The 22443-nt window shown below is 46.9% G+C and carries 23 protein-coding genes, 6 tRNA genes and 1 rRNA gene; 28 read left to right on the top strand and 2 right to left on the bottom strand.

Features of this window, described 5'->3' with window-relative positions; genetic code table 11:
• Positions 1-45: 45 nt before the first annotated feature.
• Positions 46-1245, bottom strand: a complete 1200-nt coding sequence (locus M3191_RS07060) for an FtsW/RodA/SpoVE family cell cycle protein (protein ID WP_251699391.1) — start codon at positions 1243-1245, stop codon at positions 46-48.
• Between the two features lie 321 nt (positions 1246-1566).
• Here M3191_RS07060 and M3191_RS07055 point away from each other — a divergent pair, with 321 nt between their 5' ends.
• The 6 genes from M3191_RS07055 to M3191_RS07030 all read left to right on the top strand — a co-directional run bounded on the left by M3191_RS07055 (position 1567) and on the right by M3191_RS07030 (position 8655).
• Positions 1567-2631, top strand: coding sequence for a D-alanine--D-alanine ligase (locus tag M3191_RS07055; RefSeq protein ID WP_251699389.1), 1065 nt, complete (start codon positions 1567-1569; stop codon positions 2629-2631).
• A 12-nt stretch (positions 2632-2643) separates the two neighbouring features.
• Complete coding sequence (locus M3191_RS07050) at positions 2644-4017, top strand: UDP-N-acetylmuramoyl-tripeptide--D-alanyl-D-alanine ligase (protein WP_251699388.1); 1374 nt, start codon at positions 2644-2646, stop codon at positions 4015-4017.
• Positions 4014-4718, top strand: coding sequence for an alpha/beta hydrolase (locus M3191_RS07045; protein WP_251699386.1), 705 nt, complete (start codon positions 4014-4016; stop codon positions 4716-4718). The genes M3191_RS07050 and M3191_RS07045 overlap by 4 nt, the downstream gene beginning before the upstream one ends.
• A 357-nt stretch (positions 4719-5075) precedes the next feature.
• A complete protein-coding gene (locus tag M3191_RS07040; protein ID WP_251695337.1) occupies positions 5076-6572 on the top strand; it encodes a DEAD/DEAH box helicase in 1497 nt (498 codons plus the stop codon).
• Positions 6573-6680: 108 nt separating this feature from the next.
• Positions 6681-7160, top strand: coding sequence for a PH domain-containing protein (locus M3191_RS07035; RefSeq protein ID WP_251699384.1), 480 nt, complete (start codon positions 6681-6683; stop codon positions 7158-7160).
• A complete protein-coding gene (locus M3191_RS07030) occupies positions 7153-8655 on the top strand; it encodes a PH domain-containing protein (protein ID WP_251699382.1) in 1503 nt (500 codons plus the stop codon). Before M3191_RS07035 ends, M3191_RS07030 begins: the two co-directional genes overlap by 8 nt.
• A gap of 39 nt (positions 8656-8694) precedes the next feature.
• Here the strand turns inward: M3191_RS07030 and M3191_RS07025 are convergent, their stop codons facing one another.
• Positions 8695-9300 (bottom strand): rhomboid family intramembrane serine protease, encoded by a 606-nt coding sequence (locus tag M3191_RS07025; RefSeq protein WP_251699380.1) that lies wholly within the window; start codon positions 9298-9300, stop codon positions 8695-8697.
• A 96-nt stretch (positions 9301-9396) separates the two neighbouring features.
• Between M3191_RS07025 and acpS the strand changes: the two genes are divergently transcribed.
• The 22 genes from acpS to M3191_RS06915 form a co-directional block, all read left to right on the top strand.
• The gene (gene acpS / locus M3191_RS07020) at positions 9397-9750 is read left to right on the top strand and encodes a holo-ACP synthase (RefSeq protein ID WP_251699379.1); all 354 of its coding nucleotides are present in this window, start codon (positions 9397-9399) and stop codon (positions 9748-9750) included.
• An 86-nt stretch (positions 9751-9836) separates the two neighbouring features.
• The gene (locus M3191_RS07015) at positions 9837-10841 is read left to right on the top strand and encodes a LolA family protein (RefSeq protein WP_251699377.1); all 1005 of its coding nucleotides are present in this window, start codon (positions 9837-9839) and stop codon (positions 10839-10841) included.
• Positions 10842-10909: 68 nt separating this feature from the next.
• Entirely contained in the window at positions 10910-12016 is a 1107-nt protein-coding gene (alr, locus tag M3191_RS07010) for an alanine racemase (protein ID WP_251699375.1), read from the top strand.
• A gap of 171 nt (positions 12017-12187) precedes the next feature.
• Positions 12188-12454 carry a transcriptional regulator gene (locus tag M3191_RS18530; RefSeq protein ID WP_285853249.1) on the top strand — a complete coding sequence of 89 codons (267 nt, stop codon included), beginning with the start codon at positions 12188-12190 and terminating at the stop codon, positions 12452-12454.
• Between the two features lie 4 nt (positions 12455-12458).
• Positions 12459-12809, top strand: a complete 351-nt coding sequence (locus M3191_RS07000) for a type II toxin-antitoxin system PemK/MazF family toxin (RefSeq protein WP_060205884.1) — start codon at positions 12459-12461, stop codon at positions 12807-12809.
• A gap of 157 nt (positions 12810-12966) precedes the next feature.
• Positions 12967-13797: an RsbT co-antagonist protein RsbRA gene (locus tag M3191_RS06995; protein WP_251699373.1), complete on the top strand. Its 831-nt coding sequence runs from the start codon at positions 12967-12969 to the stop codon at positions 13795-13797.
• On the top strand, positions 13794-14156 hold the full coding sequence (locus M3191_RS06990; RefSeq protein WP_251695330.1) for an STAS domain-containing protein: 363 nt from the start codon (positions 13794-13796) through the stop codon (positions 14154-14156). The genes M3191_RS06995 and M3191_RS06990 overlap by 4 nt, the downstream gene beginning before the upstream one ends.
• 2 nt (positions 14157-14158) lie before the next feature.
• Entirely contained in the window at positions 14159-14560 is a 402-nt protein-coding gene (locus M3191_RS06985; RefSeq protein ID WP_251699371.1) for an anti-sigma regulatory factor, read from the top strand.
• A gap of 14 nt (positions 14561-14574) precedes the next feature.
• Complete coding sequence (locus M3191_RS06980) at positions 14575-15585, top strand: PP2C family protein-serine/threonine phosphatase (protein ID WP_251699369.1); 1011 nt, start codon at positions 14575-14577, stop codon at positions 15583-15585.
• 75 nt (positions 15586-15660) lie between these two features.
• A complete protein-coding gene (locus M3191_RS06975) occupies positions 15661-16002 on the top strand; it encodes an anti-sigma factor antagonist (RefSeq protein ID WP_251628231.1) in 342 nt (113 codons plus the stop codon).
• Positions 15989-16462, top strand: coding sequence for an anti-sigma B factor RsbW (rsbW, locus tag M3191_RS06970; protein WP_285847146.1), 474 nt, complete (start codon positions 15989-15991; stop codon positions 16460-16462). The genes M3191_RS06975 and rsbW overlap by 14 nt, the downstream gene beginning before the upstream one ends.
• Positions 16437-17222 carry an RNA polymerase sigma factor SigB gene (gene sigB, locus M3191_RS06965; protein WP_251695326.1) on the top strand — a complete coding sequence of 262 codons (786 nt, stop codon included), beginning with the start codon at positions 16437-16439 and terminating at the stop codon, positions 17220-17222. Before rsbW ends, sigB begins: the two co-directional genes overlap by 26 nt.
• A complete protein-coding gene (locus tag M3191_RS06960; protein WP_251699361.1) occupies positions 17222-17818 on the top strand; it encodes a PP2C family serine/threonine-protein phosphatase in 597 nt (198 codons plus the stop codon). The genes sigB and M3191_RS06960 overlap by 1 nt, the downstream gene beginning before the upstream one ends.
• A gap of 88 nt (positions 17819-17906) precedes the next feature.
• Positions 17907-20066 (top strand): Tex family protein, encoded by a 2160-nt coding sequence (locus M3191_RS06955; RefSeq protein ID WP_251699359.1) that lies wholly within the window; start codon positions 17907-17909, stop codon positions 20064-20066.
• 21 nt (positions 20067-20087) lie between these two features.
• Complete coding sequence (locus tag M3191_RS06950; RefSeq protein ID WP_251699357.1) at positions 20088-20540, top strand: SprT family protein; 453 nt, start codon at positions 20088-20090, stop codon at positions 20538-20540.
• Between the two features lie 610 nt (positions 20541-21150).
• Positions 21151-21225: transfer RNA gene (locus tag M3191_RS06945), tRNA-Glu, on the top strand.
• A 102-nt stretch (positions 21226-21327) separates the two neighbouring features.
• Positions 21328-21402: transfer RNA gene (locus M3191_RS06940), tRNA-Gln, on the top strand.
• Between the two features lie 187 nt (positions 21403-21589).
• Positions 21590-21665: transfer RNA gene (locus M3191_RS06935), tRNA-Lys, on the top strand.
• A gap of 64 nt (positions 21666-21729) precedes the next feature.
• Positions 21730-21816 (top strand) — tRNA-Leu (locus M3191_RS06930).
• A 21-nt stretch (positions 21817-21837) separates the two neighbouring features.
• A tRNA-Arg gene (locus M3191_RS06925) sits at positions 21838-21914 on the top strand.
• Positions 21915-21924: 10 nt separating this feature from the next.
• Positions 21925-21998: transfer RNA gene (locus M3191_RS06920), tRNA-Gly, on the top strand.
• A gap of 224 nt (positions 21999-22222) precedes the next feature.
• Positions 22223-22443, top strand: a 16S ribosomal RNA gene (locus tag M3191_RS06915); the annotation flags it as partial.

Here is a 22443-nt window from a genome sequence, read left to right as displayed (position 1 = left end):
TAAAACAATTTATGCGTTTCCGCAGCAGGCGCCTTCCGCTTTTCGTTATTCCTCATCATCCGAGCTGAATATATATGTCCGGTGATGGAATTTCATGCTGAAGACGAGGCCTATGGCGAGCATATTGCCCATCAATGAGCTGCCCCCGTAACTGATGAACGGGAGGGGGATGCCTGTGATTGGCAACAGTTGGGTCGTCATACCGATATTTTCGAATACGTGGAACGTGATCATTGCGATGATGCCGGCGCAAATATATGTGCTGAAGGGATCCTTCAGCTCGAGGGTGATTTTCGTCATATGATAAATCAGGAAGAAATATAGGCAGATGACGAGGCTTGCGCCGATGAAACCCCAGTCTTCCCCGATGACACTGAAGATGAAATCGGTATGGCTCTCGGCCACATACACTTCACGCCCTTGAAACCCTTTCCCGAATATTTCCCCTGAACCGATCGCATTCAAGGAAGTGATGAGATGGAGCCCTTCATTCGACGCATAGGAATACGGATCGAGCCAAGAATAAATCCGTTCAAAGTGGTACGGTTTGAAACCGAGCTTTGCCATAAATTCCTGCGCGTATAGTGCCATCCAAAGCAGTGTCCCTCCGAAAGTTGCGGTCACAGCGAAAATCGGTAAGATGATGCGCCAAGTGATGCCCGCCACGATGACCAATGCGACAGTGATGGCAATGAAGACGAGCCCGGTTCCCAAATCGGGCTGCAGCATGATGAATGAGAACGGAAGGAGGAAGACTGCGGCAATTTTACCGAGCAACAAGAAATCGGTTTGCAGCGTCTTTTCCAGATAGCGTTCGTGGTGATTCGTTATCGTGCGTGCCATGCCGATGATGAAAAACGTCTTCATAAATTCGGCGGGCTGGATGCTGCCGATGCCGAATGGAAGGTGGAACCAGCTTTTCGCACCATTTCTGCGGGAGACCAGATCCATGCCTTCAGGCAAAATGAAAAGCAATACCAAGAGGAATACACCGCCGCCGTAGATGATCCAGGCAGCTTTCTTATATTGTTCCGGCTCCAAGTACATCGTGATGGCGATTATGATAGAGCCGATGACATACCATTGGATTTGTGACGGGATGAAGTTTACCGGAATGGAGTTTATCTTATATTGTCCTGTTGTTTGAGCGGATGCGATGGCGATGATGCTGATCCCAAAGAATAGGAGCAGGATGAAAGCGAGCGGCCAATCGAATCGATCTACAGGTTTTTTATCTAAATTCATTTAATTCACCTTATCAGTTAGTTGGATTTGCAGGGAAACTACATATTATTATAACGGAAAACGGAGTGTTTGTACGTATATATCTATAAGTCAATTATCAAACTACTCGTGACACTAGCATACATATAGAAAGAAGAATCTTTCAAACTATAGTATAACGCATGTAGTGCCTGTAATCATATCCTTCAAAGTGACGTCCTGTTGGGCAGGAAGTTGCCGAAAATGAAAAAGGTCCTTCTGGATCATCATATTATACGAACGGGTACGTCGTTTCGTGGTAAACTATAGGAACGAAAATCTAACGGTTAGTGAGGGAGATTGATGAAAAAGAAACTGGGTTTAGTGTATGGCGGCAAATCAGCTGAGCACGAAGTATCCCTGTCAACTGCCACGGCGGTTACAAATGCGATTGACTTTGATAAATATGAAGTGATTCCTGTTTATATAACGTATGAAGGTGAGTGGAGGAAAGGAGAGCCTCTCAAAGCTCCTGCCGAATCAATCGAGGAATTGCGATTGGAACAAGTTGGAGGGAAGCCTGACAGCATCCATGATTTTTTGAATGGAAACGAAACACCTGACATCATCCTTCCACTGTTGCACGGAACGAACGGGGAAGATGGAACGGTTCAAGGACTGTTTGAAGTGATGAACATCCCGTATGCAGGCAATGGCGTACTATCTTCTTCTGCGGGCATGGATAAAGTCGTCATGAAGCAGCTTTTCGCACAAACCGGACTGAAGCAAGTTCCTTATGTCCATTTCATCCGCACCCAATGGAGAAAGGACCAACAGTACTGGGTCGAAAAAATGGAGAAGGAATTGACGTTCCCGATGTTCGTCAAGCCTGCAAACTTGGGTTCAAGTGTAGGCATCAGCAAGGCGAAGGATCATGAGAGCCTCATCGCCGCAGTCAATTTCGCTTTGAAATTCGATCGTAAAATTATCGTTGAGCAAGGCGTCACTGCGCGTGAAATCGAAGTCGGCATTCTTGGTAATGATGATCCGGCGTGCTCCGTCCTCGGGGAGATTAAGCCTGTGGCGGCATTTTATGATTACGAGGCGAAATACCAGGATGGCAATACGGAATTGCTCATTCCTGCGCCGGTGACTGACGAAGTGGAAACGAAATTGAAGGATATGGCGATCCGTGCGTTTAAAGTGCTGGATTGCGCAGGGCTCGTACGGGCTGACTTTTTCGTGACGGATCAAGACGAAGTGCTCATCAATGAAATCAACACGATGCCGGGCTTCACGCCGACGAGCATGTTCCCGCTGCTATGGCAGCATACAGGCACGTCCTACCCGGAATTGATTGACAGGCTGATTGAACTGGCGCTGGAACGGCATGAAGAGAAGAAGCAGATACAATATACAATGGATTGAGTGTGATAGATTGTGAAACGTTTATTGACAGTACTGGCAGAGTGGCTGCAAGCGGATGGGCAGCTCATGGAAAATGTACTTGTAAGCGGGGTGTCGATTGACACACGTACTCTTAAAGAGGGCGATCTGTTCATCCCGTTCCGCGGTGAACTGGTTAATGGCCATCAATTCGTCCGTCAAGCAATTGAAAAAGGGGCGGCGGCATCACTTTGGATGAAAGATGAGCCTGGTGCTCCTGCAGACATCCCCCTCATTTTCGTCGATGACCCGGAACTCGCGCTGCAACAGCTAGCTCGTGCTTACCGGGAAGAGCTTGCGTGCAAATTCATCGGTATTACCGGCTCGAATGGCAAGACGTCGACGAAGGATTTGGTTGCAAGCGTTCTATCGCCGTATTTCAATGTGCGGAAGACGGAAGGCAATTTCAATAATGAATTAGGGTTGCCATTGACGATTTTGTCATTGGAAGAAGAGACGGAAGTCGCTGTCCTTGAAATGGGGATGAGCGGTTTTAATGAAATTTCTTTCCTATCTTACTTGGCAAAGCCGCACTTTGCCGTCATTACGAATATCGGCGAAGCCCATATGCAGGATCTCGGTTCCCGTGAAGGGATCGCAAAGGCGAAATTCGAAATCATCGATGGACTGCAAGTAGGCGGTGCTCTTTTCTATGATGGCGACGAACCATTATTGCATACGTTAGTATCGGCGCATCCTGAGCTGAGAGCGATCTCTTTCGGCCGCGGCGTGAAAACAGGTCTCTCCCTTATCTCAACTGAGTCGGGTGATGAAGGAAGCCGTTTTTCCGTTAAAGGAGTTCTCGATGGCAGTTTTACAATTCCTGTTTTCGGTTCCCATCAAGTTAAAAACTCACTCGCAGCGATATTGATTGCGCATGAACTTGGTCTCAGCCATGATCAGATCGAGGCGGCACTCCGTCAATCAAAGCTCACGGACATGAGGATGCAGCCTGTCGTCGCTGACAATGGCGCGTTGTTCATCAATGACGCATATAACGCGGCGCCGACATCGATGCAAGCGGCACTCTCTTTCATGCGTGAAACGGGACTTCGCAAAGAAAAATGGGTCGTTTTGGGGGATATGCTGGAACTTGGCGAAAATGAACGGCATTACCATGAATCGATTGCCCGGCAGCTTGGCACTATAAGCTTAAAGGGAATCCTTTTATTTGGACCGCGAATGAAATGGCTTTATGAAGAGCTGCAGAAAAATGGGAATGAAACAAAAGTCATCTGGTCGGAAAACAATTATGATCCGTTAATCGCGTCGCTTCTTTCCTCCATCGACGGGAATTCCATCATTTTACTGAAAGGGTCAAGAGGAATGGCGCTGGAAAGGATCATGGATGGTGTAATGCAAGCATGAAAACAGGTGTATTGTTCCTTCATGGATTTACCGGAGGAATGTTTGAAGTCCGTCCTTTCATTCATTATGTGGAGGAGAGGACGGACTGGATCACTTCCGTGCCGATTTTACCGGGACATGATTTTCCGGTCGATCTAAGCAAGGTTTCCGCGGAAAACTGGATGATGGAAGCGGAGCTTGCCCTCAACCGGTTGAGGAAGGAGACCGACCGCATCATCATTGTCGGCTTTTCGATGGGAGGCATCATCGCGCTTTATTTAGCTTTGCGCTACAAAATCGAAAAGCTTGTCCTTCTCAGTGCGGCGGCGAAGTATATCAGTCCGCGGATACTTCTTGCGGATGCGGCCGTTTTATTGACTGAATCCGTAACGAAAAGTTTTCCGCCGAACACGTTCTATCATTTGTACGACTATAAATTACGGCATACGCCGCTCCGTGCTGCGAAGGAGTTCATGCGGGTTGTCAAAATGGTGGAACCGTATTATGGAAGGATCACGACGCCCGTCTGCGTAGTGCAGGGGAAAAAGGACGGCATCGTTCCGTTTTCGACAGGGGAGCATCTATTGCGCGCACTCGGATCTCAACAAAAGCAGCTGATCGTATCGGAAAACGGAAAGCACCATATTTGCTACAGTGACGATAACAACGAATGGTTTGCAAAGGTGTATGAATTCATGAAGAAAGACTCACGTGAAGTCTGATTATTACTTTTAAAGCGGATTGATTGCGGATAACCATCGGGCGTGATAAACTACTATGAGTATTGGATACATTTACACGAGACTCTTCCGGTGACGAAGAGTACTTTTTTTTGAATAAAAAGGTTTAACGTCTTCCGGGACATTTTCCCGAAGCGAAACCCGATCGGCAAAGACAAGCTTTCCTTTTCACTATTGCCTCTGAATTTTTATGAAGTTCAACCCTTGAACTTTTATCCACTCCAGAGAATACAAAATATCGGAAACGTTCCCATAGAAGTTTAAGGCTCGAATTTGCCGTGCTTTCATTTGCAAATGTAACCAATTGCTAAATGAAGAAACCAAAGGAGATTGAGAAGTTTGACAAAATTTTCAGAACTTAATATTAGCGAATCCACACAAAGTGCTTTATCGCGCATGGGGTTTGAAGAAGCAACACCAATCCAAGAAGGTACTATCAGATTTGGCATGGAAGGCCGAGATGTCATCGGTCAAGCACAAACAGGTACGGGTAAGACTGCTGCCTTCGGGATTCCGATTATTGAGAAAATCGATGTGAACAATCCTGCAGTACAAGCATTAGTCATTGCACCAACACGTGAATTGGCGATTCAAGTATCCGAAGAAATTTATAAAATCGGATACGGAAGACGCGCTCGTGTATTATCTGTGTATGGTGGCCAAGAAATTGGTCGGCAAATTCGAGCATTACGCAATAATCCACAAATTATTGTCGGAACTCCGGGACGTATTCTTGACCATATCAACCGTAAAACGTTGAAACTGAACAATGTAAATACGCTCGTCCTTGACGAAGCGGATGAAATGCTTAACATGGGCTTCATCGAAGACATCAACACGATTTTGGCAAGTGTTCCAGATACTCGCCAGACACTTCTATTCTCTGCTACAATGCCTCCTGCAATCCGCAAAATTGCTGAGACATTCATGAAAGAGCCTGAAATTGTAAAAATCAAGTCGAAAGAAATGACTGTTGAGAACATCGACCAATACTTCGTTAAAGCACAAGAAAGAGAAAAGTTTGACGTACTTTCACGTCTGTTGAACGTTCACCAGCCTGAGCTTGCGATCGTATTCGGTCGTACGAAGCGCCGTGTCGATGAAGTGGCACACGCATTGAGCATCCGCGGCTACTTGGCAGAAGGAATCCATGGCGACTTAACACAAGCAAAACGGATGTCTGTTCTTCGCCAGTTCAAGGACAATAAAATCGACGTTCTCGTTGCAACAGACGTAGCGGCTCGAGGACTCGACATCTCTGGTGTCACACACGTTTACAACTTCGATATTCCACAAGATCCAGAAAGCTATGTACACCGTATCGGCCGTACAGGACGTGCTGGTAAAAGCGGTATGGCGATTACATTCGTAACGCCGCGTGAAATGGGTTATCTCCGTACCGTCGAGGAAACGACGAAAAAACGGATGACTCCACTTCAGCCGCCAACAGAAGATGAGGCATTGATCGGTCAGCAACGTCTTGCGATGGAACAGCTAGCTGAGATTATTGAGAAAAATGAATTGACTGATTACCAACCATTGGCAGCAGAGCTTCTTCAGAAATTTGATGCGAAGGATATTGTTGCGGCTGCAGTCAGATCATTGACGAAAGAACCGGACGATACACCTGTTAAAATTACGGAAGAACGCCCATTGCCTTCTCGTAATTCGGGCTCACGTGACCGTGGCGGCTATAAAGGCAGCCGTGGCGGCGGACGTTCACACGGAGGCGGACGCGGTTATGGCGGAGGCGGCGGTTCACGTCGTGGAAGCCGTGATGGCGGAGGCGGACGTAGAGACCGTTCAAGTAGTTCTAGAGGCAAATCGGATAGATAATAATACCCCCGGAGATGACAACCTCATCCCCGGGGTTTTTTTAATATATCTTGAAACATTTTCAGGATTGTTACGTATACAATGGAAGAATAGAAAGAGGTGTTGTGAATGAGAGCTCAACTTGCTAACAGGATATCTCCGAAAGGCTTGAAAGTCTGGCGATTATACGGCTGGATTCAAACAATCATTCTCGCTTTGGTGGCCATCGGCGTCGGCGTGCTTGTATACATATTTGAATGGCCGTGGTGGATCTATCCGCTGGAAGCCGCTGTACTCCTCCTATTCGGTTATTTCATCATCATTTTATTCCCGAAGGTGAGATGGATGAGGTGGCGGTATGAAGTGAGGGAGTCCGAAATCGAATTGCAGCATGGTCTGTTCATTGTGAAACGGACATTGATCCCGATGGTGCGCGTCCAGCACGTTGACACATCCCAAGGTCCAATCCTGAGGAAATACGGCTTGGCTGAAATTTCGATTTCGACAGCAGCCACGGTCCATACAATCCCAGCGCTGATCATGGCGGAGGCGGATGAACTGCGCGGCAGGATTTCCGTGCTTGCGAGGGTGGCGGAAGATGATGTCTGAACAACGTTATAAGCTCCATTGGATCACTGCAATAATTGAAACGCTCAAAACGTTGAAAGAGGCAATCCTGCCACTTGTCGTTCTAATTTTCGCAAATGGATTCAAAGGTGGAGGGACAGGTCTCTGGTATGTGGATTATTTATCCTTCATCATCTTCGGTGTGTTGATCATCAGTTTGTTCGTAAGCGGAATCATTAAATGGAAGCGGTTTGAGTATTGGTTCGAAGACGATGAACTTCGAATCGAGTCAGGTTTATTCGTGAAAAAGAAAAGGTATATCCCTTTCGACCGGATCCAAAGCCTGGACTATACGGAAGGGATTTTCCACCGACCGTTCGGGCTTGTGAAAGTGAAAGTGGAAACAGCGGGCAGTTCTAACGCGAAGCAGGCAGAAGGGGAATTGACTGCGATAACAAAAGAAGCCGCTAAGCGTGTGGAAACCGAAATGGCTGAAGCGAAGAAGCGGCAGAGGGGGATGCCTGCTGAAGAGGGAGAAATGGTCACTTCTATAGAAGAGATGCCGATTGAAGAGGAATTGAATTTCCGTAAAATGTTCTCGATGACATCGAAAGACCTGTTGGTGCTTGCCACAACTTCCGGAGGTGTAGGTGTCATTCTGTCCGGGGTGGCGATCTTCCTATCGCAATTCGGGGAACTGCTTCCATTCGAGTGGATGTTTGAAGAGATTTCTGCATTCATCAAGTTCGGTGTGTTGATTGTGGCGGTTGCTGTTTTCCTCGGTTTGCTCGGTGTGTGGATACTATCTGTCGGAATGACACTCCTTTCCCATTACAATTTCACAGTTGAAATGAATAAGGAAGACATTGTTATTACGAGGGGATTACTAGAAAAGAAGAAAGTGACCGTGCCTCTGAAGAGGATCCAAAGCGTCGTAGTCGTCGAGAATCCGGTTAGGAAGTTATTCGGTTATGCAACGGTATCTATCCATAGTGCTGGGGGCGGGATAGGCCAAAGCTCAAAGATCAATTTATTCCCGATTGTAAAAAGGAATAGGGTAATGACGTATTTGGAGGATGTCTTCCCCGACCTGTATTTGGAAGAGCCTGCGAACAGGGTTACTGCAAAAGGCAGGCCTTTCTATTATCGCATCGACTTTTTGTGGATGCTGCCGGTTATCGGGGCGCTCACGTATTTCTTCTTCCCGTACGGTCTGTTCTCGCTCGCAATCATCCCTGTCATTATTGCACTTGGCATTTGGCAGCACCGCTCCGCCGCATATGATATTACCGGCAATCAGCTGACGTTCCGGTTTAGGGGAATCAGCTTGCAAACGGCATATATGAAGAAGAAGCGGATCCAGTCCATGGAAATGAAACAAAGCTACTTCCATAGACGAAAAGGCGTTGCGACGGTCATCGCCAACATTAAATCCGGTATGGGCGTCTTTCATGCAAGCGTGCATCATATGGACGTCAAAGACGCGGAGAGGATTTTCAATTGGTACGAAAAAGGTGGCTCGACTATTGACGAATGAAAAAAGCCTGCGAATTACTCGCAGGCTTTTCGTTACTTCTTATCTTCGCCAACTTACAATCCGTTTTGGGCTGAAATAGCTTAGACCGATGATGAAGCCGACGATCAACCCTGCGATATGCCCGATGACATTGACTCCGGGTTGAAGAAAGGTCATAATCACGCTAATGACGATGATCGGCAGCATAATTTGACGCAGTTGTGGAAATGCGTTTTTCGTATAATAGACGAGTGCCCCGAACGCGCCGAAAATGCCGAATATCGCGCCGCTCGCTCCGACGTGGGCGAAATCAGTTCCGCCTAGGAAGAAAGAGGCGACATTGGCAAATATGCCTGACAGAAGGTAGATTGTCAGGAAGCGCGCCTTGCCGGCAACACGTTCAAGCTCAGGGCCGAAGATGAACAAGGAAAACATGTTGAACAGAAGATGCATGAGTCCTGCGTGTAAAAACATCGGCGTGACGAGGCGCCACCATTCCCCTTCGGAAATCAATGAATTGATCCCGACACCCATATAATATAAATACCGGCTCCCATGGATTGGAAGGCTTGTTGCAATGAAAATAAGGATATTCAATGCTAACAGCGTGGTTACGAACGGATACAAACGTATATACTGGGAAAAGTTTTCTCTTCGAATAAACACTTTTTTCACCTGACCTTTGGTTTTATTATACATAGTTTATGATTGGATAAGAAGTGCGAACTACCATCACAATTGTGCATGAAAGGGACGAAGATAATGATAATGGGCATCGGATTGGATATCGTGGAATTGGATCGTGTAGCAAGGTTGGATGAACGATCTGATAAATTCCGGATACGCATCCTTTCAAATAGAGAGCTTGCGCTGTACGAATCGCTGCCGGCACTTCGGAAGATTGAATTCCTAGCCGGGCGTTTTGCGGCGAAAGAGGCATTTGCAAAAGCGAGGGGAACGGGAATCGGGAAGGGCTGCCGTTTCGAGCAGATTGAAATACTGAAGGAACCATCAGGGAAACCGATGCTTTTATTTGACGGCAAGGAAGTCACTGGTTTCGTATCCATCACACATACCCGCACCGTTGCAGCTGCGCAAGTCATTTTGGAGAAATAAATTACTCAATGTAAACAAGCTAGCATAAATGACTGTCCACTCTCATAAGATGACCTACCCGATTGAAATGAGAAAGGATGAACTGTATGCGCAGCCGAATTTTTGTTTTATTGCTAGTTGCAATCATGACACTCCTAGCAGCTTGTGGATCACCGTCTAAAGAGGATGTCATGAAGAAGCTCAGTGGGAAGTGGAACGAGGCGAAAGGGTACGAATTGCAAGCGACGATGGAAATCAAAACAGGTTCTGAACCAAGGGTGTACGATGTAACTGTATGGCATACGAAACCTGATTTTTACAAAGTGAATGTTTCGCAAGCGGGGAGCCAAGATTCCCAAATGATCGTCAGAAATGAAGAAGGCGTTTTTGTCATCACCCCGTCACTCGGAAAAACGTATAAGTTCCAAAGTGATTGGCCGACTCAAAACAGCATGCCGTACTTGATCGGCACGCTATCGGACGACATCAAGGCGGATAAGAATTCTACAATGCAAGAAAAGGATAAGACGTATGTATTCGAAACGGCATCAAGGAATAATCATAAGAAAGTCCTTCCGATGCAGCGAATCCATATTGATAAGAAAACATTGCTGCCGAAGTACGTATCCGTCATGGATGAAAACAAGGAAGAGAAAATCCGTGTAACATTCAATAAAATAGCACTTGGCGTAGAACACAAGGCATCTGAATATCAAGTTGATATGGAAAAGGCGCAGCCGGAGAAAAAACCGCAATCGACTGAAGATGGCCAAACAGGCATGATGAAGTACTATCCGAACTTGAATTGGGAAGGAACGGTCGTTGAAGAAGAAATGGTCGCTACAGAAAACGGAACAAGATTTTTCACGACATTCGGCGGCGGAGACAAGGAATTCATTGTCGTACAGGAGCCGGCAGAAACTCCGGATAATCAAATGGCAGTATCCATCGAAGGGGATCCGGTCGATTTGGGCTTCACTGTGGCTGCGTTGACGAATAACTCGATCCGTTGGGAGCAGGATGGAGTGGCGTTCTTTGTCGCATCATCCACATTGACGGCTGACGAGTTGATTGAAGTCGCATCTTCGATGAGTCCTGAAGATAGCAAATAAGAATTGATTGACGTGAAAAGCTCATAGGATTGATAATAGTGTCATCCAGAAAAAAATGAGGGGTTCATATGGAGAATTATCGTCCTACAAAGGCAATCGTCAATTTACAAGCGATACAAGAGAATCTTAGAAACTTGAAACGGTATTTACCTCACCGAACATCCGTCATAGCCGTCGTGAAAGCGGACGGCTATGGGCATGGGGAGGTCGAAGTGGCACGTGCCGCAATCGCCGCTGGGGCACGGATGGTGTCGGTAGCGACGCCTGACGAAGCCTTGCATTTGCGCAATTGCGGCATTACCGCCGATATCCTCGTCATGGGTTTGTCTCCGGTCAGATTTGCGGAAAAGGCCGCTGCATTAGGGATCCACTTAGCTGTTTCGGATGCTGGATGGCTTCGCCAGGCGGCCGATTATGTTAAGGAAGTAGATCATCCGTTGAGTGTCCATGTGAAAATCGACAGCGGAATGGGCCGGATTGGACTGCGGGATGAAATTGCCCTTCAGGATATCGTTGAAGTAATTGAAGGATCGACTACCATCCGTCTTGCAGGCGCCTTCACTCATTTCGCCTGTGCGGATGAGGAGAATCCTAGTCAAACGAAGGAGCAATTCAAACGGTTCATAGAGTTTGTTGACAAATTTCCGCAAAGACCGCCGCTTGTCCATGCTTCCAATAGTGCAGCGGCTTTGCTTTATCCGCAATATGCGCTCGATGCCGTCCGGTTCGGCATCAGCCTTTACGGCATTGCACCTTCCACCTACGTAGGAGCAAAATTGCCGTTTGACCTGAAGAAAGCGTTCACGCTTGAAACGGAATTGGCATATGTGAAAAAGCTCGGAAAGGGCGAAAGGATCAGCTATGGGGGAACATATGAAACAATGCACGATGAGTGGATCGGCACGTTGCCGGTCGGCTATGCAGACGGTTTGAAACGCGGGCTGCGCAACCAGGATGTGCTGATTGGCGGCGAACGGATGCCAATCGTCGGAACGATCTGCATGGACCAATGCATGGTGAAACTGACACGTGAATTCGCTGCCGGGGAAAAAGTGACATTGATCGGCAGGCAAGGTGATGAAGAAATTACGATGGAAGAATGGGCGGACCGACTCGGGACGATTCCATATGAAATTGCAGTGACAGTTGGAAAGCGCGTGCCGAGAATATATTGAACCTAACATGGATAAGATGAACGCAGTTCCATCTTTCGACAAATGACCACATTATTTGAAGATTCTTGTCAATAAAAAACCTTCTTTGTCTTCTCATTGTCGAAGTTCAATGGTAAGATAGACTTTGAATAGAATCGATCGAGGGAACGGGGTCTGTCGGAGGTGCTAGAATTGCGAGAGAAAAACATAAAAATCGTAAAAGTATCGAAGGGGAATGAAATTGAACATACGGCCGTCCATCAGGAGCCGGAGCGCGGAGAATTCGCTTATGTTTCAACGAAGCGGTATATGTCTGGTCATGACGCGGATACGATCCGTGAAGCGATGATGATCGGCTACGTTGAAATGTCGCAAATCAACTTACGAATCGCAAAGGAATGCTTGCATGCGGAACTCGAAGCCCAGCATACGGTGGAACGTCTCGTAAGCGGAGGATGAAAAGTTGGCAATAAAACGTGGGGACGTCTTTTTTGCAGACCTGTCACCCGTCGTTGGTTCCGAACAGGGAGGGACGAGACCGGTGCTTGTCATCCAAAATGACATAGGCAACCGATTCAGTCCGACGGTGATTGTTGCAGCAATCACTGCACAAATCCAGAAGGCTAAATTGCCGACACATGTCGAAATTGATGCGGAACGGTATGGGTTCGAGCGGGATTCCGTAATCCTGCTCGAACAAGTCCGCACGATTGACAAGTCGAGGCTGACGGATAAAATCACCCATTTGGATGAACCATTGATGGAAAAGGTTGACGAAGCGCTGGAAATTAGCTTCGGGCTCGTCAAATTTTGAATACATATGTAAAGCACTGCGGACCTCGTCTTCCGGAGTGTTTTTTTATTTTGAAGTTGATTTTAAAGGGGACAGCTGTAAATAGATGTCTAATTCAACTTTTTTCTGTACAATGGGGGTATGGGATTTTCAATATGGCAGGGAGGCATTTTAACGTATGAATAAAATAATGGTAGAAGGCATCAATAAGAACATGGACGAAATCATCGAGCGTTGGATCAGGAGGATGAAGGAGGAAAAGGGAGAACGTTTTTTCCACTTCATGCCTGATCATCTTGTCGAAAAAACGAGCAGGGAATTTGCGGAGCTAATGACTTCCAACATTACCGACTCATCCGCTGCCAATACTGAAAGAATCAACGACTTCACCGAGAAAGTCGTCCGCTTCGGTTGGGCGATCAAATTCGTCAATAAGGCGATCGACAATTTCTCGGATGTCGTATTCGAATTTCTTGAGGAGCAGGAGATCATCAACGAAGGTAACTTGCGTTCTTTCAACACCATATTCAGAAATTGGATCAATCCGTTACGGGAAAGCATTATCGACGCCTATTCCACGGAATGGGAAAGGACGGTCAGCCTGCAGAAGATTGCATTGCAGGAGTTGTCCGCGTCTCTAATTCCAGTATTCGACAAAATATCAGTCATGCCTTTAGTCGGAACGATCGACACAGAACGCGCGAAGTTGATCATGGAGAACCTTCTGGAAGGCGTAGTGAGCCAGCGGGCTGAAGTGGTGCTGCTCGATATTACAGGAGTCCCGGTCGTAGATACGATGGTTGCGCATCATATTATCCAAGCGGCGGAAGCGGTCCGTTTGGTAGGTGCGAAATGCATGCTCGTCGGCATCCGTCCTGAAATTGCACAGACGATTGTCGCCCTAGGCATCAACCTACATGAATTCACGACGAAAAGCACATTGCAGAGGGGAATGCAGGCAGCTTTGGGAATGACAAATCGAGCAATCGTGGAGGTGGAAGCAAATTGAATGCACGTATACCGATTTTGAAATTAAATGAAGTACTCATCGTGTCGATCCAATGGGAGCTGGATGACCAGACGGCTATTCAATTCCAGGAAGACCTATTGAACAAAATGCATAAAACTGCAGCTCTTGGCGTTGTAATCGACTTGACGCCGATTGATTTCATTGATTCCTTCATCGCAAAAGTATTGGGGGATGTGATCAATATGACTGGTTTGATGGGCGCGAAAGTTGTAATCACTGGTATTCAGCCTGCAGTTGCGATTACATTGATCGAGCTTGGAATCCGCTTGAGCAATGTAATGACTGCGCTAGATTTGGAAAACGGTTTGGATAAACTTTATAAAGAATTGGAGGCCTGAAAATGGATCTTAGGTCTTCTGTAGAGATAATCACGGAATGGGATATCGTTGCTGCAAGGCAATTAGGGCGTAACGAAGCAAAGAAGGCCGGTTTCGGAACCGTCGACCAAGCTCGCATCACGACCGCAATCAGCGAATTGGCGAGAAATATTTATCTTTATGCAGGCAAAGGGAAGATTGAGATTGAAAGAGTGACTGATAATGGGAAGTTCGGCATCAAGATCATCGCTTCCGATGAAGGTCCAGGAATCCCTGATCTGCGTAAAGTAATGGAAGATGGCTTTTCGACATCTGGCGGCCTCGGAGCGGGAATGCCCGGAGTGAAACGGCTTATGGACGAGTTCAAAGTCGTTTCGGAAACCGGGGCTGGAACGACCATTACTACAACAAAATGGCTTCATTGAGGAGGCGATAGTGAATGCCACAAGAAGTCGGCAGGCAGTATAAAGAAATTATGGGAAAATATTTGGAAAGACCGAGTGAAGAGGATCTCTACGTCGGACAGCAATTCAGCAGACGCTTCATCGAAAAGGAAATTGCGCCTGAGGATGTCATCAGCATCCACAAAACCGCATTAATCGAGTTGCATCCCGAGCTGCAGGACGAAGTATGGAACTCCTTGGATTTCCTGATCGAGATGATGATTCATTATGGTCTTACATTACGTGAGCACCAAAGCCTCATCCGTAAACAGGAAGCGATCCAAATGGAGATGAATGTCGCAACGAAAGTGCAGGACACGCTTCTTAAGACGAAGATGCCATGCGTCGGCGGTCTGGACGTGGGATACATCTCCCAGCCTGCTACACAGATGAATGGTGATTATGTCTATTTCCTGAATAAGAAGCACGAATCGGGCGTTGCTGTAGCGGATGTGATCGGTAAAGGGATCCCTGCCGCATTGTGCATGTCCATGATCAAATTCGGCATGGACGGTTTGCCTGATGGAAATACGAGTCCGCAGAATGTCCTTGGCATCATTAACCGCATTGTTGAAAAGAGTGTCGACGATTCAATGTTCATCTCAATGTTCTATGGCAAATATAATGCTGAAGACACGACATTCTCTTACGCGTCGGCGGGTCATGAACCGGCATTGCATTTCAATAGCAGGACAGGAGAATTTTCGGAATTGGATGCCAAGGGATTGCTTCTCGGCGTCAAACCGGATACAGAATATGAGGAGCGTTCGGTCGTACTGAACGATGGGGACTTCATTGCAATGATGACAGATGGCGTTACTGAAACGAGGACTGAAGAAGGATTCATTGACATGAATGCGATCCAAAACCTTCTTCATGACGTGAAAGACAAGTCGGCTCAGCAAATTGCAGAACATGTCTATCATCACCTCGCGGGACTTCAAAACTATCGATTGAGCGACGACTTCACAATTGTCATTTTTAAAAAGCAGCCGGAACAGGTTTAACTTTTTGAGTGGCGGGTATGTAAGGTTGTAGTGTATTAATTTTAAATACAAATATCGAGAGTCGGGGTGCAGGAAATGAATTTACAAGTAGAGTTGCTAGAACAAAATAGTGTTCAATATTTCAAGGTTGTCGGAGAGATCGATGCTTTTACGGCACCTGTTCTACGGGAGCGTCTGGCGGCTGTGGAAAATGTCCAAGGTTTGAAGGCGGAGTTGGATCTATCCGAAGTGGATTATATGGACAGTACAGGCCTCGGTGTTTTCGTAGGTTTCTATAAGGCTGTTTCCGCTAACGGCGGGCATGTGAAGATAACGGGCTTGAACAAACGGTTGAACCGCCTGTTTGAAATTACCGGTCTGAATGAAATTATCGATATTGAACAGAAGGAAAGTGAGGACCATAATGCAACATTATGATTATATAGAGATCAAGATACCCGCAAAAGCCCAATATGTCGGTGTTGCTAGATTGATGATTTCAGGCATTGCAAGTCGGCTCGGGTTTACATACGATGACATCGAAGACTTGAAAATTGCGTCAAGTGAAGCAATAACGAATGCTGTCCAACATGCTTACGGCCAGGACGAAGATGGTGAAGTCGTAGTTGGGTGTGCATTGTATGAAGAGCGGTTGGAGATCATGATTGCGGATCACGGAACCAGCTTCGACTTTGAAGAGACGAAAAAACATATCGGACCATATAGCGACACATCAGATGCCCGTTTCCAGCGCGAAGGGGGACTTGGGCTTTATTTGATGGAGACGCTCATGGATGAAGTGAAATTTCATCACGAGGAGGGCGTGACGGTCTTTATGACCAAATATCTCGGCAGAGAGCGAGGCGAAGAAGATGTCAAACGAACAGCCAACTCATAAGCCGGATACGAAAGAGAAAGTGTTGGAATGGATCAGGCAGTACCAGGAGACGAACGACGATGAAGCGCAGACGAATCTCGTCCTTCACTACGAAAGGCTCGTCCATTCCATTGCCCGCAAATATTCAAACGGGAAGCCATACCATGAAGATATCGTCCAAGTAGGTATGCTCGGTCTCCTCGGGGCTATCCGCAGATATGACCCGGACCTCGGACGCAGCTTCGAAGCTTTTGCAGTGCCGACGATTGTCGGGGAAATCAAACGGTTCCTGCGTGATAAAACATGGGCAGTCCATGTCCCGCGACGCATCAAGGAACTCGGTCCGAAGATCAAGGCTGCGGTCGAAGCGTTGACGATTGAAATGCAACGTTCGCCGCTTGTGAGCGAAATCGCGGAATACTTGGGTACCGATGAAGAATTGGTCCTTGAAGCAATGGAGATGGGGAGGAGCTATCAAGCCCTTTCGATGGACCATACGCTCGAAGCCGATTCAGAAGGCGGCACAGTGACATTGTTCGATATCATTGGAGAATCGGATGACGGATTTGAGAGGACAGACCACCGACTAGTTGTGGCAAATGCGCTTAATGTGTTGTCGGAACGCGAAAAGCAAATTATCCAATATACATATATTGAGCAAATGAGCCAGAAGGAAGCGGGGGAACGACTCGGTATTTCGCAAATGCATGTATCTAGATTGCAACGGAAAGCGATCAAAAAACTTCAAGAAGCCATAATGGCAGCTGGTGGTGCATCGTAGTGGAAGTGTTCAAAAATGATCATGTAGAGGCATACATCTATAACGCAGCGAAGCATGGCAATATCGAGTCGGGAGATACGTATTATATTCATTCCGAAGAGGACTACTTCATCTGTGCAATTGCCGACGGTTTGGGAAACGGCAAAGTCGCAAGGCAATCCGCGGAAGTGATTCCTGAAGTCCTTGAACACTTTCACCACGAATCGCTAGACGAATTGCTGAGCCGCTGCAATGAATATATGGTGCAGAAACGCGGAGCAGCCGTAGCAATCGTGCGTGTCAACTATAAGGACGGCACGATCGAATACAGCTGTATCGGTAATGTCAGGATGTATATTTTGCATGGTCGTGAAAAGATGATCTATCCTTTGCCAGTCATGGGATATCTATCGGGAAGACCGCAGAAGATGAATACCCAGACATACAAGTACGAAGTGGGCGATCTGTTTTTCCTTCATTCAGATGGAGTGACGCTGAACAGCCCGAAAGCAAGTTTGAAACAGAGCACTAACGCATATGAGTTGTACAATATCGTAAAAGAATCGGCACAATCCGGCGACGACGCCACATTCATCGCCGGCAGCCTGCTTCAATAAATTGAAGCAGGTTTTTTTCATGTGCGGGAATGGAGTAAGGATACATGGAAATGGTAAACTGAGATAAGAATAGAAAGGGTGGGAATGAATGACGAACAGTCTAATAGAAGCAACAGCCAAAAGAGCGTCGATTAGTAAGAAGCAAACCGCCAATGTCATTTCTCTTCTCAATGAAGGCAACACGGTCCCTTTCATCGCAAGGTACCGGAAAGAAGCGACCGGCTCACTCGATGAAGTGGAGATCAAAGCGATTGAGGATGCGTACCATTATGAAAAGGGGCTTGAACAACGGAAAGAGGAAGTCATCCGGTTAATTGAAGAGCAAGGGAAATTGACTGACGAGCTGAAAAAGGAAATCCAATCAGCAACCGTATTGCAACGCATTGAAGATCTGTATAGACCGTACAAGCAGAAAAGACGTACGCGTGCGATGATTGCGATTGAAAGTGGACTCGAACTGCTCGCGGACAAGTTGATGGCATTCGGTCTGGATAATCCAGAAGACCTTGCTGCGGCTTTCGTGAATGAAGAGAAAGCGGTCGCATCCATCGACGAGGCGCTTGCTGGAGCGCGTGATATTATCGCAGAGCGGATTGCGGATGATGCTGCACTCCGGGAAAGCGTACGTAAACTTGCTTGGTCCGATGGCCAAATGGCTTCCGTGCTCCGTAAAGGGGCCGAAGACGAACGCAGTGTGTATGAAATGTATTACGAATATAAAGAACCATTGAAAAAGATTGTCCCTCACCGTGTGCTTGCGTTGAACAGGGGAGAAAAAGAAGAGGTTCTGCGTGTAGGCGTGGCGTTCCCAGCGGAGCGTATCATCGGTGTCCTTGAGCGCGAATTGATCAAAAAACAGCAATCTCCTTCAGCTCCGCATGTAAAGGAGGCGACAGAAGATGCATTCAAACGGCTGATTGCTCCGTCTGTCGAGCGGGAAATCAGGACAGCGTTGACAGAAAAGGCGGAAGCCCAAGCGATCCATGTATTCTCGGAAAACTTGAAGAGTCTCCTATTGCAGCCGCCTTTAAAAGGCAGGATGGTATTAGGCGTTGATCCGGCTTTTCGTTCAGGTTGTAAATTGGCGGTCATCGACGAAACAGGGAAGATGCTTGAAGTATCGGTCATTTATCCCCACCCTCCGAAAGCGGATAAGGAAGCTTCGAAGAGAATGATTCTTTCAACACTCGCAAAATATAAGATCCCAATCATCGCAATCGGCAACGGAACAGCCTCGAGGGAAACGGAGAAGTTCATTGCAGACTGCATCAAAGAATCGAAAGAACCAGTTTCGTATGTCATCGTCAATGAAGCGGGGGCAAGTGTCTACTCGGCATCGGCACAAGCGCGGGAAGAGTTCCCCGACCTCCAAGTCGAACAGCGTAGCGCCGTTTCCATTGCGCGGAGATTGCAGGACCCATTATCCGAACTCGTCAAAATCGATCCTGAATCGATCGGCGTCGGTCAATACCAGCATGACGTCGCACGGAAAAAACTATCCGAGTCGCTATCGTTCGTTGTCGAAACTGCGGTGAACCGGGTAGGCGTAAACGTGAATACCGCTTCCTCATCTTTACTGCAATACGTGGCGGGCCTTTCGAAGACGGTAGCGGAAAACATCGTCAAGGCGCGTGAAGAGGCAGGACTGTTCCAAAAGCGGACCCAACTGAAGAAAATTCCGCGTCTCGGTGCGAAGACATATGAACAGGCAATCGGCTTCCTTCGAATACCGGAGGCGAAAGACAGATTCGACTCAACCGGACTTCATCCCGAAAGCTATGCGGTAGCGGAACAAGTACTGGCGGAAGCAGGAGTGGACAAGAGTTTGTTAGGGAAGGAAGAGGCAGTGAGTGCCTTGAGTGCTTTGGATATCCCGACGTTAGCTGCGAAATTGGATGTCGGCGAAGTGACATTGCGCGATATTATCGATACGCTTAAGCGTCCGAACCGCGACCCGCGTGACGATTACCCGCAGCCGCTGTTGAAAGCGGACGTACTCGATATGAAAGACTTATATGAAGGACTTGAGATGCAAGGGACTGTCCGGAACGTCGTCGATTTCGGTGCATTTGTCGATATCGGCGTATCGGAAGACGGACTCGTCCACATTTCGAAATTGAAAAAAGGATTCGTCAAGCATCCGCTCGACGTAGTCGCTTCCGGCGATATCGTGACCGTCTGGGTGGAAGGCGTAGATAAAAATAAAGGCAGAATCTCGTTGACGATGATTCCTCCGACAGGGAAGTAAGCCGCGAACGTGAAAACCGGCATGGAACAACGTGAACTGCAGCAACTCGTCCAACGACTATCTATAGAAGCTTTCGGAAAACCATTCAAGCACGAAGCGCGATTCAACGCCCGCCTACGAACGACTGGCGGGCGCTATAAACTGCTCGACGGATCCATTGAAATCAACCCGACTGTAATAGAACTCTATGATATGGAAGAACTCGTCGGCATCATCAAGCATGAACTTTGTCATTACCATCTCCATCAAGAGGGAAAAGGATATAGACATGGGGATGCGGACTTCAAAAAGCTATTGCGGGAAACCGGCTCGCCAAGATATTGCAAGCCGCTAGGGAAGATAACTGGCAAACCGAAGAAGATCCATCTCTATCAATGTAAATCATGTCGATTGGAATATAGACGGAAGAGTAAAATGGATGTGCGGAAATATAGATGCGGTAAATGCGCCGGGGAAATCGTCCTGCTTCAATAAATAATAAGCAATCGCTACAGAAAGCCGGCGAATTACGCATAAGTTTGTGTAATCACGCATAAATTAGTTTAGATACGCATAAATCGAATTACATGCGCATAAAGACAGCGAACTACGCATAAATTGGATTACGTGCGCATAAAGCTGTTGAATTACGCATAAATCGGATAACATACGCATAAAGCACAGCGAGTTGCGCATGATCGCATGAAACGCGCATAAACTGGTTTATGCGCGTTTCTAAAGATTTATGCGTCCTTCTTGCTGTTTATGCGTGAATTGGCGGATTTATGCTTCTCTCGGAGAACTTATGCGTTAATCTTTGAACTTATGCGTATTCCACAGCGTTTATGCGCTTTTAGAATCCACTCCAGATGAAGATCCTGTAGGTCGGAGCAAAAATCATCCTCGAAGCATCGTAAATTGAATAAAACCGACAATCTCCGCATAACACGAATCAAGTAAACGCTGTAAATAAGCGGTTTTTCTCAATGCGAAAAATTAATTCAATAAAACTGTTGACGAAAGGATGAGGAGTGTCTATAATAGGAAAAGTCGATTAGGGAATGACATTGAAACAAAAGAAACTCCCTTCTCCAATTAAATAGATGGCCCCTTGGTCAAGCGGTTAAGACACCGCCCTTTCACGGCGGTAACACGGGTTCGAATCCCGTAGGGGTCACCAACTTTTATGTATAACTTCCATGTTTATGTACAAAGTAAAAAGGGGAAAGAAATTAAGCCTTGCGATGTACAGAGTTTCGAGCATGTAAGTTGATCAAATTGTTGGGGTATAGCCAAGCGGTAAGGCAACGGACTTTGACTCCGTCATTCGTTGGTTCGAATCCAGCTACCCCAGCCAATCTTTTTAAACGCTCCACATTTAAAAAGATTTGCGAGTAATCCCAAAGGGATTAGGAGCAAAAGGTTTTAATACCTAAAGCAACACAAGTACTAAACTCAAAACGGTTTTAACACCCAAACCAATACAACGTCTTCATATATAAGGTTTCACAAAAAACCTAACATCGAGACAATACAACAAGCACGAGCCATTAGCTCAGTTGGTAGAGCATCTGACTTTTAATCAGAGGGTCGCAGGTTCGAATCCTGCATGGCTCACCATTCTTTCAAAAAAACTATTGACATCTTTACTGAGAGTAGTATAATAAAGTGTGTCGCAAATAATGCGGTAGTGGCGGAATGGCAGACGCGCTAGGTTGAGGGCCTAGTGGGGGTTAACCCCGTGGAGGTTCAAGTCCTCTTTACCGCACCATATTCCATATAACAAAACCGAGCGCCCGTAGCTCAATTGGATAGAGCGTCTGACTACGGATCAGAAGGTTATGGGTTCGACTCCTGTCGGGCGCGCCAAATTTAATACGCGGGTGTAGTTTAGTGGTAAAACCTCAGCCTTCCAAGCTGATGATGAGGGTTCGATTCCCTTCACCCGCTCCATTAATTAATTTCAAAATAACGCTTGACGCGTTAGTGAGAAAATGTTATACTAGAATAGTTGCTGCAAGAGAGCAACACAATGAACCTTGAAAACTGAACAGCAAAACGTCAACAAATAAAGTTCTGGAGCCGACCTCGTCGGTGAAAAGAACAAACGAATCTTCGGATTCAAATTGACATCTTAATTGATGCCAGCAAGAAACTCGAGCTACTCGAATTTCTCTATTATGGAGAGTTTGATCCTGGCTCAGGACGAACGCTGGCGGCGTGCCTAATACATGCAAGTCGAGCGGATTGACGGGAGCTTGCTCCCTGATATCAGCGGCGGACGGGTGAGTAACACGTGGGCAACCTGCCCTGCAGATGGGGATAACTCCGGGAAACCGGGGCTAATACCGAATAATCGGTTCTTCCGCATGGAAGAACTCTGAAAGACGGTTTCGGC

Origin of the sequence: Sporosarcina luteola, assembly GCF_023715535.1 — a bacterium.
Taxonomy (GTDB): domain Bacteria; phylum Bacillota; class Bacilli; order Bacillales_A; family Planococcaceae; genus Sporosarcina; species Sporosarcina luteola_B.
Note: the sequence above shows the minus strand (reverse complement) of the source record. Positions and strands in the feature narration are given on the sequence as shown.

What these genes read in the sequence shown, in the direction of transcription:
- acpS (WP_251699379.1), top strand. Translation starts at nt 9,397, where the DNA reads ATGATAATGGGCATCGGATTGGATATCGTGGAATTGGATCGTGTAGCA.
- M3191_RS07030 (WP_251699382.1), top strand. Translation starts at nt 7,153, where the DNA reads ATGTCTGAACAACGTTATAAGCTCCATTGGATCACTGCAATAATTGAA.
- M3191_RS06980 (WP_251699369.1), top strand. Translation starts at nt 14,575, where the DNA reads ATGCCACAAGAAGTCGGCAGGCAGTATAAAGAAATTATGGGAAAATAT.
- M3191_RS07060 (WP_251699391.1), bottom strand. Translation starts at nt 1,245, where the DNA reads ATGAATTTAGATAAAAAACCTGTAGATCGATTCGATTGGCCGCTCGCT.
- M3191_RS06995 (WP_251699373.1), top strand. Translation starts at nt 12,967, where the DNA reads ATGAATAAAATAATGGTAGAAGGCATCAATAAGAACATGGACGAAATC.
- alr (WP_251699375.1), top strand. Translation starts at nt 10,910, where the DNA reads ATGGAGAATTATCGTCCTACAAAGGCAATCGTCAATTTACAAGCGATA.
- M3191_RS06955 (WP_251699359.1), top strand. Translation starts at nt 17,907, where the DNA reads ATGACGAACAGTCTAATAGAAGCAACAGCCAAAAGAGCGTCGATTAGT.
- M3191_RS06950 (WP_251699357.1), top strand. Translation starts at nt 20,088, where the DNA reads ATGGAACAACGTGAACTGCAGCAACTCGTCCAACGACTATCTATAGAA.
- M3191_RS07015 (WP_251699377.1), top strand. Translation starts at nt 9,837, where the DNA reads ATGCGCAGCCGAATTTTTGTTTTATTGCTAGTTGCAATCATGACACTC.
- M3191_RS07035 (WP_251699384.1), top strand. Translation starts at nt 6,681, where the DNA reads ATGAGAGCTCAACTTGCTAACAGGATATCTCCGAAAGGCTTGAAAGTC.
- M3191_RS07055 (WP_251699389.1), top strand. Translation starts at nt 1,567, where the DNA reads ATGAAAAAGAAACTGGGTTTAGTGTATGGCGGCAAATCAGCTGAGCAC.
- sigB (WP_251695326.1), top strand. Translation starts at nt 16,437, where the DNA reads ATGTCAAACGAACAGCCAACTCATAAGCCGGATACGAAAGAGAAAGTG.
- M3191_RS07045 (WP_251699386.1), top strand. Translation starts at nt 4,014, where the DNA reads ATGAAAACAGGTGTATTGTTCCTTCATGGATTTACCGGAGGAATGTTT.
- M3191_RS06975 (WP_251628231.1), top strand. Translation starts at nt 15,661, where the DNA reads ATGAATTTACAAGTAGAGTTGCTAGAACAAAATAGTGTTCAATATTTC.
- M3191_RS06985 (WP_251699371.1), top strand. Translation starts at nt 14,159, where the DNA reads ATGGATCTTAGGTCTTCTGTAGAGATAATCACGGAATGGGATATCGTT.
- rsbW (WP_285847146.1), top strand. Translation starts at nt 15,989, where the DNA reads ATGCAACATTATGATTATATAGAGATCAAGATACCCGCAAAAGCCCAA.